This window comes from Bradyrhizobium sp. B117, assembly GCF_038969555.1.
Classification (GTDB): Bacteria; Pseudomonadota; Alphaproteobacteria; order Rhizobiales; family Xanthobacteraceae; genus Bradyrhizobium.
The window spans coordinates 9,311,185-9,326,751 of record NZ_CP152414.1 but is presented as its reverse complement, the minus strand read 5'-3'; the positions used below and the strand labels follow the sequence as shown (position 1 = coordinate 9,326,751).

At 64.9% G+C, this 15,567-nt stretch carries 14 protein-coding genes; 7 read left to right on the top strand and 7 right to left on the bottom strand.

Annotation, left to right across the window (positions count from 1 at the left end):
- Positions 1-264 precede the first annotated feature (264 nt).
- The 4 genes from AAFG16_RS44290 to AAFG16_RS44275 form a co-directional block, all read right to left on the bottom strand.
- Positions 265-1,884 (bottom strand): ABC transporter ATP-binding protein, encoded by a 1,620-nt coding sequence (locus AAFG16_RS44290; RefSeq protein ID WP_342741082.1) that lies wholly within the window; start codon positions 1,882-1,884, stop codon positions 265-267.
- 2 nt (positions 1,885-1,886) lie between these two features.
- On the bottom strand, positions 1,887-2,726 hold the full coding sequence (locus AAFG16_RS44285; RefSeq protein WP_342735398.1) for an ABC transporter permease: 840 nt from the start codon (positions 2,724-2,726) through the stop codon (positions 1,887-1,889).
- A complete protein-coding gene (locus AAFG16_RS44280; RefSeq protein ID WP_342735396.1) occupies positions 2,723-3,694 on the bottom strand; it encodes an ABC transporter permease in 972 nt (323 codons plus the stop codon). The genes AAFG16_RS44285 and AAFG16_RS44280 overlap by 4 nt, the downstream gene beginning before the upstream one ends.
- 239 nt (positions 3,695-3,933) lie before the next feature.
- Positions 3,934-5,484 (bottom strand): ABC transporter substrate-binding protein, encoded by a 1,551-nt coding sequence (locus AAFG16_RS44275; protein WP_342735394.1) that lies wholly within the window; start codon positions 5,482-5,484, stop codon positions 3,934-3,936.
- Positions 5,485-5,700: 216 nt separating this feature from the next.
- On the opposite strand from AAFG16_RS44275, the gene AAFG16_RS44270 reads away from it, so the two are divergent.
- The 3 genes from AAFG16_RS44270 to AAFG16_RS44260 all read left to right on the top strand — a co-directional run bounded on the left by AAFG16_RS44270 (position 5,701) and on the right by AAFG16_RS44260 (position 7,891).
- Positions 5,701-6,336, top strand: coding sequence for a TetR/AcrR family transcriptional regulator (locus AAFG16_RS44270; protein ID WP_342735392.1), 636 nt, complete (start codon positions 5,701-5,703; stop codon positions 6,334-6,336).
- Between the two features lie 296 nt (positions 6,337-6,632).
- Positions 6,633-7,289, top strand: a complete 657-nt coding sequence (locus tag AAFG16_RS44265; protein WP_342735390.1) for a DUF3313 domain-containing protein — start codon at positions 6,633-6,635, stop codon at positions 7,287-7,289.
- A gap of 32 nt (positions 7,290-7,321) precedes the next feature.
- Positions 7,322-7,891, top strand: a complete 570-nt coding sequence (locus AAFG16_RS44260) for a DUF2147 domain-containing protein (RefSeq protein ID WP_342735388.1) — start codon at positions 7,322-7,324, stop codon at positions 7,889-7,891.
- A gap of 3 nt (positions 7,892-7,894) precedes the next feature.
- Here AAFG16_RS44260 and AAFG16_RS44255 read toward each other — a convergent pair whose 3' ends face one another.
- Positions 7,895-8,206, bottom strand: a complete 312-nt coding sequence (locus AAFG16_RS44255) for a hypothetical protein (RefSeq protein WP_283082441.1) — start codon at positions 8,204-8,206, stop codon at positions 7,895-7,897.
- 183 nt (positions 8,207-8,389) lie between these two features.
- Between AAFG16_RS44255 and irr the strand changes: the two genes are divergently transcribed.
- Entirely contained in the window at positions 8,390-8,869 is a 480-nt protein-coding gene (gene irr, locus AAFG16_RS44250) for a Fur family transcriptional regulator Irr (RefSeq protein WP_342735386.1), read from the top strand.
- Between the two features lie 56 nt (positions 8,870-8,925).
- On the opposite strand, the gene AAFG16_RS44245 is transcribed toward irr, so the two are convergent.
- Positions 8,926-10,476 carry a winged helix-turn-helix domain-containing tetratricopeptide repeat protein gene (locus tag AAFG16_RS44245; protein ID WP_342735384.1) on the bottom strand — a complete coding sequence of 517 codons (1,551 nt, stop codon included), beginning with the start codon at positions 10,474-10,476 and terminating at the stop codon, positions 8,926-8,928.
- A 133-nt stretch (positions 10,477-10,609) separates the two neighbouring features.
- On the opposite strand from AAFG16_RS44245, the gene mddA reads away from it, so the two are divergent.
- A complete protein-coding gene (gene mddA / locus AAFG16_RS44240; RefSeq protein WP_283082439.1) occupies positions 10,610-11,398 on the top strand; it encodes a methanethiol S-methyltransferase in 789 nt (262 codons plus the stop codon).
- Positions 11,399-11,547: 149 nt separating this feature from the next.
- Entirely contained in the window at positions 11,548-11,970 is a 423-nt protein-coding gene (locus tag AAFG16_RS44235) for a GFA family protein (RefSeq protein ID WP_027562006.1), read from the top strand.
- A 177-nt stretch (positions 11,971-12,147) separates the two neighbouring features.
- Here the strand turns inward: AAFG16_RS44235 and AAFG16_RS44230 are convergent, their stop codons facing one another.
- Positions 12,148-13,701 carry a winged helix-turn-helix domain-containing protein gene (locus AAFG16_RS44230; protein ID WP_342735380.1) on the bottom strand — a complete coding sequence of 518 codons (1,554 nt, stop codon included), beginning with the start codon at positions 13,699-13,701 and terminating at the stop codon, positions 12,148-12,150.
- Between the two features lie 445 nt (positions 13,702-14,146).
- On the opposite strand from AAFG16_RS44230, the gene pcaB reads away from it, so the two are divergent.
- Positions 14,147-15,508, top strand: coding sequence for a 3-carboxy-cis,cis-muconate cycloisomerase (gene pcaB / locus AAFG16_RS44225; RefSeq protein WP_342735378.1), 1,362 nt, complete (start codon positions 14,147-14,149; stop codon positions 15,506-15,508).
- Positions 15,509-15,567: the final 59 nt, after the last annotated feature.

Below are 15,567 nucleotides of genomic sequence, written 5' to 3'. Positions count from 1 at the left end.
ATCGCCACACTTGTTACTCTTGGATTGGCGGCTGTGCCGCTCGCCGCAAGCGCGCAAACGTCGGCGGGCTCACAAAGCGGCACGCGCCTCAGCCCGGGCGTACCCGCACAACAAGGCACAGTTGGAAGTTCCGGACAAACTGTCGGGACGGTCACCGCGCCATCGGTCGGAACATCTAATCAGCCGTCGGTCGGTGTGACCAACTCGGTCCCCAACTGGAACAACACGAACCCTCCGGCCAAGCGATAGTCGCGATTTGCGGCCTCACGCCGCCGGCGCACGTTCCTTCCGTCCCGGCACCGCCGCGAGCAGTTCGCGCGTGTAGGCGTGCTCCGGCGCGGCGAAGAGCTGCGCGGTCGGCTTCAGCTCGACGATGGCGCCGCGCTGCATCACCGCGATGCGATCGCAGATTTGCGCGGCGACGCGCAGATCATGGGTGATGAACAGCATCGAGAGCCCAAGGCGCGCCTTGAGATCTTCGAGCAGCTTCAAGACCTGCGCCTGCACGGAGACGTCGAGCGCGGAGACGGCTTCGTCCGCGACGATGATCTCGGGCTCCAGTGCAAGCGCGCGGGCAATGCCGATGCGCTGGCGCTGGCCACCGGAGAATTCGTGCGGATAGCGCTCGAGCGCGCCGGCATCCAGGCCGACCATCTTGAGGAGATCGCGAGCGCGCTCGAACGCGACCTTGGGATCGGTGCCCGCTGCGATCGGGCCGTCGGCGATGATGTGGCCGATCTTGCGCCGCGGGTTGAGCGAAGCGAACGGATCCTGAAAGATCATCTGGATCCGGTGGCGCTCGGCGCGCAGCGCCCTGCCGGAGAGCTGTGTGAGGTCGGTCTCGCCGATCCGCACCGTGCCACAGTCGGCCTCGATCAGCCGCATCACGAGGCGCGCGACCGACGATTTGCCGGAGCCGGACTCGCCGACGAGGCCGAGCGTCTCGCCCTTGAGGATGTTGAAATTCACCGCGCGCGCGGCATCGACGCGGCGGTCCTCGCGAAACCAGCCGCCCGACGTGACATAGGTCTTGTCCAGCCCGATCACCTCGACGGCCCTGGCCTGGTCGTCGAGCGGCGCGCGTTTCGGCGGGTCCATCGACGGCACGGCAGCGAGCAGCGCCTTGGTGTAGTCGTGCCGCGGCTCGTTGAAGACCGTCGCGGCGGGACCTTCCTCGACGACCTTACCGTGCCTGAGCACCACGACCTGGTCGGCGATATCGGCAACCACGCCAAAGTCGTGGGTGATGAACATCACCGCCATGTTGCGGTTGCGCTGGAGGTTGCGGATCAGTTTGAGGATCTGTGCCTGTGTGGTGACGTCGAGCGCTGTGGTCGGCTCGTCCGCCACCAGCACCGCCGGTTCGAGCGCGAGCGCCATCGCGATCATGGCGCGCTGGCGTTGACCGCCGGAGAGCTGGTGCGGATAGGCGCGCACGATGCGCTCGGGGTCGGGCAGGCCGACCTCGCGCGCCAGCGCCAACGCCCTCGCGCGCCGCTCCTTCGGCGTGAGCAGGCCGTGGGCCTCGAACATCTCCGCCATCTGGTCGCCGATCCGCATCAACGGATTGAGCGCGGTCATCGGCTCCTGAAAGATCATCGCGAGCCGGCGGCCACGCAAATCGCGCCAGCCGTCGTCATCGAGCTTGAGCAGGTCGCGTCCCTCGAACTGGATCTCGCCTGATGTGACCGAGACCGTATCGGGCAGCAGGCCCATCAGCGCGTGGGCGCACATCGACTTGCCGGAGCCGGACTCGCCGACGACGCAGACGATCTTGCCGGGCCGCAAGTCCAGCGAAACACCGTCGACCGCGAAGGGACGCTCGGCGCCCTTGGGCAGCGCGATCCGCAAGTTCTTGATGGAGACGGCAGGCGGCGCGGTCATCATCAGCGGCCCTCCCGCGACAGGCGCGGATTGAGCGCGTCGTTGAGCCCTTCGCCGATCAGGTTCAGCCCGAGCACCGAGATCAGGATGGCGACGCCGGGAAACACCGTGATCCACCAGGCCTGGCGGATCACGGTGCGGCCGGCGCCGACCATGTAGCCCCAGGAGATCAGATTGGGATCGCCGAGGCCGAGGAAGGCCAGCGAGGATTCCAGGAGGATCGCGGTCGCCACCATCAATGATGCCAGCACGATCACCGGCGACAACGCGTTCGGCAAAATCTCGCGCAGGATGATCCAGCTGTTGCTTTGGCCGGTGACGATTGCGGCCTGGACATATTCGCGCGTACGCAGCGACAGCACCTCGCCGCGCACGAGGCGCGCGACCGGCGGCCAGCTCACCACCGCGATCGAGGCCACGATCGAATAGATCGAGGGCTGCAGGATCGCAACCAGCACGATGGCGAGCGCGAAGCTCGGAATGGTCTGGAAGAACTCGGTAAAGCGCATCAAGGCGTCGTCAACCTTGCCGCCGAAATAGCCGGCCATGGCGCCGATGGGCACGCCGACGACGAGTGCGACCAGCGTGGAGACGAGCCCGACCAGCAGCGAGACGCGGGCGCCAAAGATCATGCCGGCGAAGACGTCGCGGCCGAGTGCGTCGGTGCCGAGCGGTACCGTCGAGAGCGTGAACGGCGGCAGGAACGGCCGCTGCACCATGCGCCAGGGCGAGTTCGGGAACAGCATCGGTCCGAACACCGCGACCGAGATCGCGAAGAGCAAGATGACGAGCCCGATGACGCCGCTGGGGCTCTTCAGCATCGATTTCCAGAACTGTTTCATGAGGCGAATTCGATGCGCGGGTCGACCAGGCGATAGACGAGGTCGGTGATGAGGTTGAAGATCAGCACCATGGCGGAGCAGATCACGAACACGCCGAGCAGCAGGTTGTAGTCGCGCTGCAGCAGGGCGTCGTACATCAGGCGGCCGATGCCGGGCCAGGCGAACACGGTCTCGGTGATGACGGCGCCCCCGATCAGTGTGCCGGAATGCACGCCAGCAAGCGTCACGACCGGCAGCAGCGCGTTGCGCAGCACATGGCGGCGCTGGATCACGGCATCGCTGAGGCCCTTGGCGCGCGCGGTCTTGACGAAGTCGAGGCGCTTCACCTCGAGCATCGAGGCGCGCGTCATGCGGGTATAGGTCGCCATGAAGAACAGGCCGAGCGTCATCGCGGGCATGACCAGGTGCTTTGCGACGTCCACCGCATGGGCAAGCCCGGTGTAGTTGGCGCCGACCGTTTCGTAACCGAAGCTCGGCAGCCAATCCATGGTGACCGAGAACAGGAGGATGCCCATCAAGGCCACCCAGAAAATCGGCATGGCATAGAAGATCAGCGCGAACACGGTGATGGCGGTGTCGAGGAAGGTCCCGGCAAAGCGCGCGGCGAAGGTGCCGAAGATAACGCCGAGCGCGAGCGAAATCGCGAATGCCGTCAGCGTCAGCAGCAGCGTCGCCGGCAGCCGCTCGCCGATCAGCTTCGCGACCGGCGCCTGCTGGCGGAAGGAGAAGCCGAGGTCGAGGCTGACGACGCCCTTGACGTAAATGAAGAGCTGCTCGGGCAGCGGCTTGTCGAGGCCGAACTTTTCCCGGAGCTGCTTGACGAAGACCTGGTCACTGGCGCCGGCCTCGCCCGCCATCACGACCGCGGGATCGCCGGGCGCAAGCCGGATCAGGAAGAAATTGAGGACGACGATCGCGAGCAGGACGATCACGCCCTTGAGGACGCGCTGGGCAACGAAGGAGAGCATCTTAGAAAGTCATCTTGGTGAGGTGACCAGGAGCCAGTGGGGTCGTGCGCTCCCTCGCCCCGCTCTTGCGGGGGCGAGACGAGCTTCGCTCGCTCTGAGAGCGTTGGGGTGAGGGGCCTCTCCCCACGGCAGGACGTTGCCGAGAGACCTGTACCCCCTCGCCCGCCGCGCGCGAGACGATGCTTCGCATCGCTCGGGGCGCGTCGACCTCTCCCCGCAGGCGGGGAGAGGTAAGAGGCTCACTTGTCGAGCCATGCGTCCTTGAAACCGTCATTGACGCCGATGCCGGTGGTGATCAGGTTCTTGACCTTGCAGCGCGTGATGGTCGGGAATTGCAGCTCGAGCATCCAGGCCACCGGCACGTCCTCGACCAGGATCTTCTGCGCCTTGTCGTAGATCTCCTTGCGCTTGGAATCCGGGGTCGCGGTCGCGCCGTCGGCAAACAGCTTGTCGATCTCCGGGTTCACGTAGCCCTCGACGTTGTTGAAGATCTGTCCCTTCGCGATGTTGCTGGAGATGTAATTGCGACCGACGCCGAGGGCGGGATCGCCATACTGGTAGAGATAGGTGAAGGCGATGTCGTAGTCCCAGTCACCGATCTTCTGGTTGCCGCCGGCAACGTCGGTGGCGATCGTCTCGATGTTCATGCCGACGTCCTGAAGGTTCTGCTTCACCGCTTCACCCCAGCGCTGCCAGGTCTCGCCATAGGCGAGCGGCAAGAGGCGGATCTTCTCGCCCTTGTAGCCGGCTTCCTTCAGCAGCGCCTTGGCCTTGGCCGGATCGTACGGATATCTCTTCACGTCGTCGGTGTAGTATTTGATGGCCGAGGACGAAGGGCCGGTCGCGACCTTGCCGAGCCCGTTCCAGATCACGTCCTTGGCAAAATCGCGGTCGATCGCGTACATGATGGCCTGCCGCACCCGCTTGTCGGCGAGCGGCCCCTGGCGGTTGTTCAGCCATAGCCAGGCCAGCGGCGAGAAGAACTCCCAGCCGGCGCCGGTGACGCAGGTGTCCTTCAGCTTGGAGAGCCGCGGCACGTCGAAATTCTCGACCGAGCCGCCGGGCAGAACGTCGACCTTGCCGGTCTCATACGCCACCGAGCGCGCGGCCGCGTCGGGGATGATCTGCCAGTAGATCTCGTCGATGTAGGGCTTGCCCTTTTCGTGGTAGTTTGGGTTCTTGACCAGGCGGATGAACGAGCCCTTCTGCCACTCCTTGAACATGAAGGGGCCGGTGCCGACCGGTGCGTTGTTGTAGGGGTTGGTCTTCCAGTCGGTGCCTTCGTAGAGATGTTTCGGCACCATCGGCATCGAGCCGACCTCGAAGATGCCGAGGAACGGACCGAACGGCTGCTTCAGCGTGAAGACCACCGTATAGTCGTCCGGCGTCTCGATCTTGTCGACCTGCGCCAAATTGGTGCGCGCACGGGCGTGCGTCTGCTTCAGCATCTCCATCGAGAACAGAACGTCGGCGGCGGTGAAGGGCTTGCCGTCATGCCAGGTCACGCCCTTCTTGAGCTTGAAGGTGTAGGTCTTGGCGTCCTCGCTGACGCTCCAGCTTTCGGCCAGCTCCGGTAGCGGCTCGAGCTTGGGGCTGTAGCGCAAAAGGCCCTCGAAGATGTTGCCCGAGACCATCTGGGTCGGGCCGTTCTGGACCTGCGCAAGCATCAGGCCGGGCGGTTCGGGCTGGATCACGGCATTGATCACGCCCCCCGTTTTCGGCTCTTGCGCCAGCGCCGGGGCCGTGAGGCCGCAAGCCAGGAGGAGACCAAGCAACACTCGTTTTGGCATATCGTATCTTTCTCAAGCGCGGCCGGCCGCAAACGCTTCGCGACGTGCTCGCGCGCGAAGCGACGGCCGGCCCATCTCAGTCCCCATCCGATATCGAGGCTCACACAGTCCCATTCGGCGCCGCAAGATGAAAGTCTCGACAGCGTTCGCCCAAAAAATGTACAGCGCGTCCCGTTTTTACTTGATTCATTGTCTTGTCACGGAGACAAGTCGGCCATGGACAACGCCACCCGCTCCGAACGATCCCGCAATGCCGCGCTCGAAGCGGCCATCGCGATCATCGCGCGCGACGGTCCGGGCCGACTGACGCTCGATGCGATCGCGCGCGAGAGCGGTCTCAGCAAGGGCGGCGTGATGCACCAGTTCCGCACCAAGGAAGCGGTGCTGAAGGCGTTGCTCGAGCGCCAGATGGCGCATTTCGAGGAATTCTCGACAGCCTATATGGCGAAGGTGAGCAAGACCTCCGCCAATCCCAATCTGGCGACCCAGCTCGCCACCGTCCGCGAAGCCGCGGCCTCGCCGAACTCCGCTGCGCTGGCGCTGGTTGCGGCCATGGTCGAGAATCCCCGCCTGATGGCGCTGCCGCGCGAGCGCGAGATGGAGAGGATGGCGGCGATCAGGGAAGAAGCCACCGATCCCGATCTTGCGATGCTGCGCTGGGCCGGCGCGATGGGCCTGCTGCTGAGCTCGCTGTTCGGCATGTCGCCGCTCGACAAGGACGAGCACCAGCGACTGTTCGCGCGCCTGCTCGATGATACGCAGTGGACCGGCCTCGAACAGCCGGCCACGCGCGCCGCCAAATCTGCGGCGCCGTCGGCGGCAAAGGCCGCAACGCGGCGCAAGCGCGCCTGATTCATCGTCAACGAAAGCTTGCCATGACCTGCACAAAGCCGCGCCTGCGGCCAAATGCGTCAGGCTGTCATTTTGCGACTTTACAAACCAACTGGTCGGTTTTATAAATCGAAACACTGAGACGGCCCGAGGCTTCCGAACTGGCCCCGGAGAAGCCCCGGGCCGGCGATGGTGAGCGCCGCAGCCGCGTCTGGTCCCATACGCGGCTGCGGCCACCGAAGCTTTTCTCAAAAGACCTTCCCAAAAAGGCCTCTTGCAAAATCGGCCTTTCACAAAAGCCACTAGAGGAGTCTGGAATGGATCGCTCGATCGCCCTGCGCGGTCTGGGAACGCTGCTGTTTTGCGTGGCCGCGGCCGGCTGCGCCTCGGTCGTGCCCGTGCCCTATTCGGAGATGGCGTCGTCGGCCTACATGGCGCCGGACAAGTCAGACGCCCGTGTGCCCTATCGCTATTCCACGCCGGTCGACTGGCGCGCCTATAATAAAGTGATCCTCGATCCCGTCGTGATCTACCGCGGCAAGGATCATCAGTTCGGCGACATGTCCGCCAAGGACAAGGCGACGCTCGCCGCCCACATGCAGAATTGCTTCGCCGACCGCCTGCGGGGCCGCTTCGCGCTGGTACGCGATCGCGGGCCGAACACGCTGCGGATCAGGCTGACGCTTACCGGCGCCGTCACCAACACGCCCGTGCTCGGCACGCTCTCCCGCTTCGACGTCGCCGGTGCGGTCTATAACGGCGTGCAGGCCGCGCGCGACGGCGAGGGCACCTTGACCGGCTCGGTCATCTACGGCGTCGAGATCTTCGACGCCACGACCTCACGGCTGATCAGCGCCTACGTCACCAAGCAATATCCCGGCGCCTACGACATCAAGGCCACCGCAGGCGCGCTCGCAGCCGCCACCGCCGGCCTCGACAAGGGCGCCGACGCGCTGATGGCGCAACTGAACTGACGCCGCGACCAATCCAACGAAAGGTGCCACTGATGAACCTCCTGCTTCGCTTCGTGCTGCGCATCGCGATCACGATCGTGCTGATGGCCTTTGGCGACCGCGCCGGCGCCGCCGCACCGCCGGATCCGAGCGGCACCTGGCTGGTCGAGGACGGCCGCGCGCGCATCCGGCTCGAGCGCTGCGGTCCGTCGCGCGATCGCATCTGCGGCTTCATCGTCTGGATGAAAGAGCCCGCCGACAAGCGCGGCCAGCCTTATCGCGACAGCCAGAATCCGGATCCCGACAAGCGCGCCCGGGCGCTGCTCGGCCACCAGCTCATCATGGGCTTGCAGGCGACGGCCGAGGGGCGGTTTGCGGGCGAGATCTATAATGCCGAGGACGGCAGGTCCTATTCGGTCTCGCTCTGGCGCGAGTCTCCCGACCGCCTCAAGCTGAAGGGCTGCCTCATAAGATTTCTGTGCCAGACCCAGACCTGGCAGCAGACGCTCGACGTGCTGCCCGGCCAGCTCGTCGGACTGACCGGCGATCTCAACGGCCCCCGCGCCGACAAGGAATGGGCCGCCGTGCCGGCGCCGAAGCCGATCCAGGTGAAAACGAAGTAGCCTTCAGGGCGTCCGCAGCGCCTTTCGCAATTCGTCGAGCGCGTCTGCGAGCTGCTCGCGATGTGCGATGTCGTCCTTGGGGAGGGCGGCGACGCTGCCGGCAAGCTCCCGCAGGATGCCGGCGAGCAGCCCGAAATTGATGTGCAGGTGCACCGATTTGCGCTCATCGGCCGCGCCCGGATGTTGCAGCACGAGCGCAACGCCGCTGCCGTCGAGCCGCGCCTCGAAACGCGATGAATGCTCGAAGGTGCCGACATAGAACTTGTCGGGATATTCGAGCGCGACCTCTGCCTTGTCGGGAACCGGCCTGGACATGTGAGCCTCATCGATATCTTCGCATTGTGGCCGGGAATAAACCGGACAGCCTTGCGATAGGTCAGAGGCGGGGCGGCGCCGAATTTGATCCGGATCAAAGCCGGGTCGCCGCTTCTGCGATCCAATAGCAACTGGCGGGATGTTCTGTTGCGCGTCCTGGTTCTTGCAGACGTGAGACGATCGATGGACATGCAGGCCACGAATATCGCTACGGCCGACGACAGCGGATCTGACGGCGTCGGACCTGAGCTTGATGAGGGCATGCGGCACTGCCTGCAATTGCTCGTCGATGCCGGCCTGCGGCCAACGCGCCAGCGCCTGGCGCTTGGCCAGTTGCTGTTCCTGCGTGGCCACCGTCACGTCACCGCGGAGAGCCTTTATGAAGAGGCAATGGCCGCGAACGCCTATCTGTCGCTTGCGACCGTCTACAACACCCTGAATCAGTTCACGGAAGCCGGCCTGTTGCGCCGGATCGCCGCTGACGGCATCAAGTCGTTCTTCGATACCGACACGTCAGTGCACCCGCACTTCTACCTCGAAGGCGAGGATGTGCTGGTCGATGTCGCCGATGGCCTCGCCTTCACCAGAATGCCCGAGGCGCTTCCCGGCCATGAGATCGCGCGGCTCGACGTCATCGTGCATCTGCGCCGAAAGAGCATGTAACGCCGCCGCGCTCTTACCCTCCGCTCTTATCCTCCTCCAGGGGAGGGTAAGAGATGTCACCTCAACCCCGCGCGCCGGAACCCTTCCAGGTAATGCTCGCGGTCGGCCTCGCTGGCCCAGGGCAGCTGCGTCGCGATCCAGTGCAGCGAGATGCCCGGCTGGGTGCGGCGCAGCTCGCCCAGCGCGCTCTCCGCCAGCGCGGTGTCGCCGGTCATGCCGGCGGACACCGCGAGCACCCGGTAGGCGCCGGTGAGGTCGCCGCGGTGGCGGATTGCCTCGCGCGCCAGCGCGATGGCCTCGTCATAGTGCCGCTCGGTGAAGCGGGCATAGCCGGCGATGCCGTGATAGATCGCGAGCGAGGGATCGCGCGGCGACAGCCGGATCGCCCGCTGCGCCGCGTCGAACGAGTCCCGTGAGCGTCCGGCATAGGACAGCGCCAGCGCGTAATAGCCCTGCGCCAGCGAGAAGTTGGGATTGAGCGCGAGCGCCTGCTCGAACTCGGACAGCGCGTTCGAAAGCCGGCGCGTCGAGAAGAACACGCTGCCGAGCGCGGCATGCGCCCAGGCATCCTCGTGGTCGCAGCGCACCGCCCTCAGTGCAGCGGCTTCCGCGGCCGGCGCTACGCGGGCGAGCTCGGCCCAGCCGAGATGCACGCCGAACATGTGGTTCACCGCCAGCACCGACAATGCCTGGCCGTAGTTCGGATCGATCCCGATGGCGCGCTCGAGCAGCGCCTGCGCGGCCTCGTGATCCTGCCGCGTCACCCGCCAGTAATGCGACAGCGCCCGCATCAGGAGGTCCCAGGCGTCCAGGCTCGCGGGCGGCTTGCGACGGCTGCGGAAATTCTCGGCCGCGTGGATCTGCGGCTCGATCGCCGCGGCGATCGCGTTGGTGATCTCGTCCTGCACGGCGAAGACGTCGACGAGCTCGCGGTCGTAGCGCTCGGCCCAGAGATGGCTGCCTGACGTGGCGTCGTTGAGCTGCGCGGTGATGCGCACGCGATTGTCGGCCTTGCGCACGCTGCCCTCGACGACGTAGCGGACGCCGAGCTCCTCGGCGATCTGCCGGATATGGACCGCGCGTCCCTTGTAGGTGAAGGACGAGTTGCGGGCGATCACCATGAACCAGCGTTGCTTCGACAGCGCGGTGAGGATGTCCTCGCTGATGCCGTCGCCGAAATAATCCTGCGCGGGATCGCCGCTCATGTTCTCGAAGGCCAGCACCGCGATCGCCGGCCGGTCCGCAGCAGTGCGCGGCCTGGCAGGGGCGGGCTCGGTCGCCGCCAATGGCGCTGCCGATTGTTCCCGGACCTCGCCGACGAAACGAAAGCCCTTGCGCGGGATGGTCTTGATCAGCCGCTGCGCCGCACCATCGTCGCCAATCGCCTTGCGCGCGGCGTTGATCCGGCTGTTCAGCGCGGAATCCGACACGATTCGGTCGCTCCAGATCGCGCTGATCAGGTCATCCTTGGTGACCACGCGGGCGCGCTGCGCGACCAGATAAAGCAGCAAATCGAACACCTGCGGCTGCAGCGGCACGGCTGCGCCGTCACAGGTCAGTTCCCGCAGGTCGCCGTCGAGCACGTTGTTTTCAAAGAGAAATCGCACGTTTCTGTCGTCTCAAGCAAAAATCAAAGTCGTCTCAGGCGAAAATCAACCGTCCGCGAAAGTCTCTGGCAGGCCGATCCGGCATGGTGCGAAGACCAAATAGTGCCGATGCTTCGGCACAACGGAGCGTTCTATGACCCAAATTGATCATCAGGTTCATTCGATCGGCCCGGACATTGCGGGCTCACGCGTTTTCAAGTTCATCGCCTTTCTGTACGGAATTGCGGCATATCTCGTGTTTTTCGTCACCATTCTCTACGCTATCGGCTTCGTGATGGGGCTGGTGGTGCCGAAGACGATCGACACCGGAACCGACACGCCGACGGCCGAGGCCGTCATCATCAACTTGCTGCTGATGACCCTGTTTGCCGTTCAGCACAGCGTGATGGCGCGTCAGCGCTTCAAGGCATGGTGGACGCAATTCGTCCCCAAGGCGGTGGAGCGCTCGACCTACGTCCTGTTCGCGAGCCTGTCATTGCTGCTCCTGTTCTGGCAGTGGCGTCCGTTGCCATCGGTCGTATGGGACGTCGGCAATCCGGACCTTGCCGTGACCATGGTCACGCTGTCGTTCGCCGGCTGGGTGCTGGTGTTCATGAGCACCTACATGATCAACCATTTCGAGTTGTTCGGCCTCAGCCAGGTGACCAACCATCTCGTCGGCAAGGAGGAGGCGCCGGTGCGCTTCAAGACGCCGATGCTCTACAAGTTCGTCCGTCATCCGATCTATCTCGGCTTCATCATCGCGTTCTGGGCGGCGCCTGTGATGACCGTCGGCCACCTGCTGTTCGCGGCCGTGACCACGATGTACATTTTCGTCGGCATCGCGCTGGAGGAGCACGATCTCATCGGCCTCTTTGGCGACGAATACCGGCAGTACAAACAACGGGTTTCGATGCTTATTCCCTGGCGCCGGTCAGTATAGGCCTCGCGTCCATCCGCGCGCGTCCTCCGAAAGGAGGATGCGCGCGGTGTCTCTTCGCCCCTCCTTCGACGAACGGGGAGTGCGCAGCCTGCTCGCCTGACCAAATCTCTTCTCACTCACCAAATCTCATACTCAACGGAGACGACCCAATGAAACATGTCGGAAACTGCTTCTGTGGCGCGGTCACGATCGAGGTCACGGGGGAGCCGGCGGCGATGGGCTATTGCCATTGCCGCTCCTGCCGGTCGTGGTCGGGCGGACCGGTGAACGCCTTCAGCCTGTGGAAGCCCGAAGCGGTGCGCATCACCGAAGGCGCCCAGCACGTCGAGACTTTTGTGAAGACGCCGCTCAGCCAGCGCAAATATTGCAGGAAGTGCGGCGGCCATCTCATGACCAACCATCCGCCGCTCGACCTGATCGACGTCTTCACCGCGACCATCCCGACGCTCGCGTTTACGCCGGGCGTCCACGTCAACTATGCCGAGACCGTGCTGCCGATGCGCGACGGCCTGCCGAAGCTGAAGGACTTTCCCGCCGAGTTCGGCGGCAGCGGCGAGATGATGCAGGAGTAGGGGACTCTGTTCTTCCTTCTCCCCTTGTGGGAGAAGGTGGCGCGAAGCGCCGGATGAGGGGTTTCCCTCCGCATGCAAGACCGCTCGCGAGGATAGAAACCCCTCACCCGGCTTCGATGCGTTGCATCGAATCCACCCTCTCCCACAAGGGGAGAGGGTGCACCGTCAGTGTAGCGCCTACCTCATCCCCGCGCGCCGCAATCCTTCCAGGTAATGCTCGCGATCCTCGGCCCGCAGCATCGGCAGCTCGCGCGTGATCCAGGCGAGCGAGATGCCAGGCTGGGCACGGTTCAGGCCTTGCAGCGCGGAGGCCGCGAGCTCGGGATCGCCCGACATGCCGGCCGCCGCCGTCAGCACGCGATGGGCGCCGACGAAATCGGCCCGCTGCCGCATCGATTCCCGCGCCATCTGCATGGATGCCTCATAGTTGTGGCCGATGAACTGAGCATAGGCGACAACGCCGCAATAGATCGCGGCCAGCGGATCACGCGGGCTGAGCCGCAGCGCGCGGCGCGCGGCGGCATCGCCGTCCTGCCATTTTCCCGCGTAGCACAGCGTCACGCCATGGAAGGCGTGCGCCATCGCGAAATTCGGATTGAGTTTTAGCACCAGCTCGAACTCCGCCAGCGCGTCGTCGAAGCGGCGGCGGAAGAGATACGTATAGCCGAGGCCGTGATGGGCCCAGGCGTCCTCGCGATCGGCCGCCACCGCTGCGACCGCGGCGCGCTCGGCGACCGGCACGGTCATGGCCATGTCGGCCCAGCCCATATGCGCGCCGAAGATATGACTGGTTGCGAACAGGCCGAGCGCCTTGCCATAGGCGGGATCGATCGCAATAGCCTTTTCCAGCAGGCCTTGCGCGGCGGCATTGTCCTCGCGCGTGATGCGCCAGTAATGCGACAGCGCGCGCATCACGAGGTCCCAGGCATCGAGACTGCCCGGCGGCTTCTGCTGCGCGCGAAAACTCTCGGCGGCATAGAGCTGCGGCTCGATCGCGGCGACGATCGCCTCGGTGATCTCGTCCTGCACGGCAAAGATGTCGGCGAGCTCGCGGTCGTAGCGCTCGGCCCAGAGATGGCTGCCGGTCGAGACGTCGTTGAGCTGCGCCGAAATGCGCAGCCGCTCGCCGCTCCGCCGCACGCTGCCTTCGAGCACGTAGCGCACGCCGAGCTCGCGCGCGACCTCGTGGATGTGCACGGCGCGGCCCTTGTAGATGAAGGAGGAGTTGCGCGCGACGACGAAGAAGCAGCGCAGCTTCGACAGCGCGGTGATGATGTCCTCGCTGATGCCGTCGGAAAAATAATCCTGCTCGCGATCGCCGCTCATGTTGGTGAAGGGCAGCACCGCGATCGCGGGCCGGTCGGGCAGCGCGAGCGTGATCTGCGGCGCTGCGGCAATACGGCCGGGCTCGGCCGCGCCGAACTGGGTCTGGACGTCGCCGACGAAGCGGAAGCCTTTGCGCGCGATGGTGCGGATCAGGGCCTGGTTCGCGCCGCTGTCGCCGATCGCCTTCCGCGCCGCGTTGATCCGGCTGGTCAGGGTGGATTCGGAGACGCTGCGCCCGTGCCAGATCTTGTCGATCAGCTCGTCCTTGCTGACGACCCGATCGCGATTTTCCATGAGGTGGACGACGAGATCGAAAACCTGCGGCTCCACGGCCACGGGAACCTGCTCGCGGCTCAGCTCGCGCCGGTCGGTGTCGAGAAGGTGATCCCGGAACAGAAACTGCACGTCGAAAACTCAATCCTCACGGCAACATCTGGCAATGATGAAATCGAAAATGGATTTCGACTTGAAGTCTGTGAGTCCGCCGAAGGGGCAACAGGGTTCAGCACGTTTGCGTGATGGCTGCCATGCGGATTTCAAGGGGGAATACAACCGGAATTAGAATTGTGGCCATTTCCGGCAGCTTCTCGCGAGGTGTCGCTGCGCTCATGAGGCCTCCGTCCTCTCCTTCGTCATTGCGAGCCAACGGGTCCGCGCGAAGCGCGGCCCGATGACAGGCTCCGCGAAGCAATCCAGAGTCTTTCCGCGGAGGGATTCTGGATTGCTTCGTCGCAAGAGCTCCTCGCAATGACGGCATTTGCATATGCACCGAACAGTGAATGTCCATTGCCGAACAGCACGCCCCGCGTAAGCTGCCCTCCACACAAACACCAACCATAAAGAAACGCCCATGCCCGCTTTTCCCGCCTCCACCACTGTGCTCGACTCCATGCTGTTCCGCGACGCCTTCGGCACGCCTGAGATGCGCGAGGTGTTTTCCGACGTCGCGCTGGTCGGCCGCTATGCCGAGGTCGAGGTGGCGCTGGCGAAAGCGGAGGCGCGATGCGGCGTGATCCCGCAGGAGGCGGCCGACCAGATCGCGGCGCGGACCGACGTCACCGCACTCGATTTCGATCTGCTCCGGCAGGAGACCGACATCGTCGGCTATCCGATCCTCCCCCTGGTGCATCAGATGGTGAAGCAATGCGGCGATGCCGGCCGCTACGTGCATTGGGGCGCGACCACGCAGGACATCATGGACACCGCCGTGGTGCTGCAACTGCGCGCGGGCCTTGAGATCGTCGAGCGCGACATCGCCGAGCTGCGCAAGATCCTCGCGGACCTCTCCAAGCGTTATCGCGACACGCCGATGGCCGGCCGCACCCATCTCCAGCAGGCGCTGCCGGTCACGTTCGGCTACAAGACCGCGATCTGGCTCGCGATGTTCGACCGCCACGCCGAGCGTCTGAAGCAATTGAAGCCGCGCGTCCTGGTCGGCCAGTTCGCCGGCGCCGCCGGCACGCTTGCTTCGCTCGGCGACCAGGGTTTTGAGGTGCAGGAGGCGCTCTGCAATGAGCTGAAGCTCGGCGTGCCCGCCTCGACCTGGCATGTCGCGCGCGACGGGTTTGCGGAAGGCGTGAACTTCCTCGCGCTCGTGACCGGCTCGCTCGGCAAGATCGCGCTCGACATCATGATCATGGCCTCGACCGAGTTCGCCGAGCTCTATGAGCCCTTCGTCAAGGGCCGCGGCGCCTCCTCGACCATGCCGCAGAAGCGCAACCCGATCTCCTCGGAGCTGATGCTCGCGGCAAGCAAGGCGGTGCGCCAGCACGCCGGGCTGATGCTGGACGCGATGGTGCAGGACTTCGAACGCGCCACCGGTCCCTGGCACGCCGAATGGATGGCCATCCCCGAAAGCTTTGTGCTCACCGCGGGCGCGCTGCACCAGGCCAAGTTCGCGCTCGCCGGCCTCATCGTGGACGAAGCGAAGATGAACGACAATCTCGCCATCAGCCGCGGCCTGATCGTGGCCGAAGCGGTCATGATGGGGCTCGCGCCGCAGATCGGAAGGCAGGAGGCGCATGACGTCGTCTACGACGCCTGCCGGCTCGCCAACGAGAAGGGCCTGACGCTGGCGGACGCGCTCTCGTCCGATTCCCGCGTCGCAAGCCGCATCGACCGCGCCACGATCGAGGCGCTCACCTCACCGAAAAATTACCTCGGTCTCGCGCCCGCGATGGTCGACCGGGTGCTGAAATCCGCAACGCGTTGAAAACCAAGATGGGTGAAATTGCGTATCTTTCATGTGTCGCAAGGTGCTCGCGCACTTGT

Excerpts from the sequence above, each read along its gene's own strand:
- AAFG16_RS44290 (WP_342741082.1), bottom strand. The coding sequence starts at position 1,884 with ATGACCGCGCCGCCTGCCGTCTCCATCAAGAACTTGCGGATCGCGCTG.
- AAFG16_RS44285 (WP_342735398.1), bottom strand. The coding sequence starts at position 2,726 with ATGAAACAGTTCTGGAAATCGATGCTGAAGAGCCCCAGCGGCGTCATC.
- AAFG16_RS44280 (WP_342735396.1), bottom strand. The coding sequence starts at position 3,694 with ATGCTCTCCTTCGTTGCCCAGCGCGTCCTCAAGGGCGTGATCGTCCTG.
- AAFG16_RS44275 (WP_342735394.1), bottom strand. The coding sequence starts at position 5,484 with ATGCCAAAACGAGTGTTGCTTGGTCTCCTCCTGGCTTGCGGCCTCACG.
- AAFG16_RS44270 (WP_342735392.1), top strand. The coding sequence starts at position 5,701 with ATGGACAACGCCACCCGCTCCGAACGATCCCGCAATGCCGCGCTCGAA.
- AAFG16_RS44265 (WP_342735390.1), top strand. The coding sequence starts at position 6,633 with ATGGATCGCTCGATCGCCCTGCGCGGTCTGGGAACGCTGCTGTTTTGC.
- AAFG16_RS44260 (WP_342735388.1), top strand. The coding sequence starts at position 7,322 with ATGAACCTCCTGCTTCGCTTCGTGCTGCGCATCGCGATCACGATCGTG.
- AAFG16_RS44255 (WP_283082441.1), bottom strand. The coding sequence starts at position 8,206 with ATGTCCAGGCCGGTTCCCGACAAGGCAGAGGTCGCGCTCGAATATCCC.
- irr (WP_342735386.1), top strand. The coding sequence starts at position 8,390 with ATGGACATGCAGGCCACGAATATCGCTACGGCCGACGACAGCGGATCT.
- mddA (WP_283082439.1), top strand. The coding sequence starts at position 10,610 with ATGACCCAAATTGATCATCAGGTTCATTCGATCGGCCCGGACATTGCG.
- AAFG16_RS44235 (WP_027562006.1), top strand. The coding sequence starts at position 11,548 with ATGAAACATGTCGGAAACTGCTTCTGTGGCGCGGTCACGATCGAGGTC.
- pcaB (WP_342735378.1), top strand. The coding sequence starts at position 14,147 with ATGCCCGCTTTTCCCGCCTCCACCACTGTGCTCGACTCCATGCTGTTC.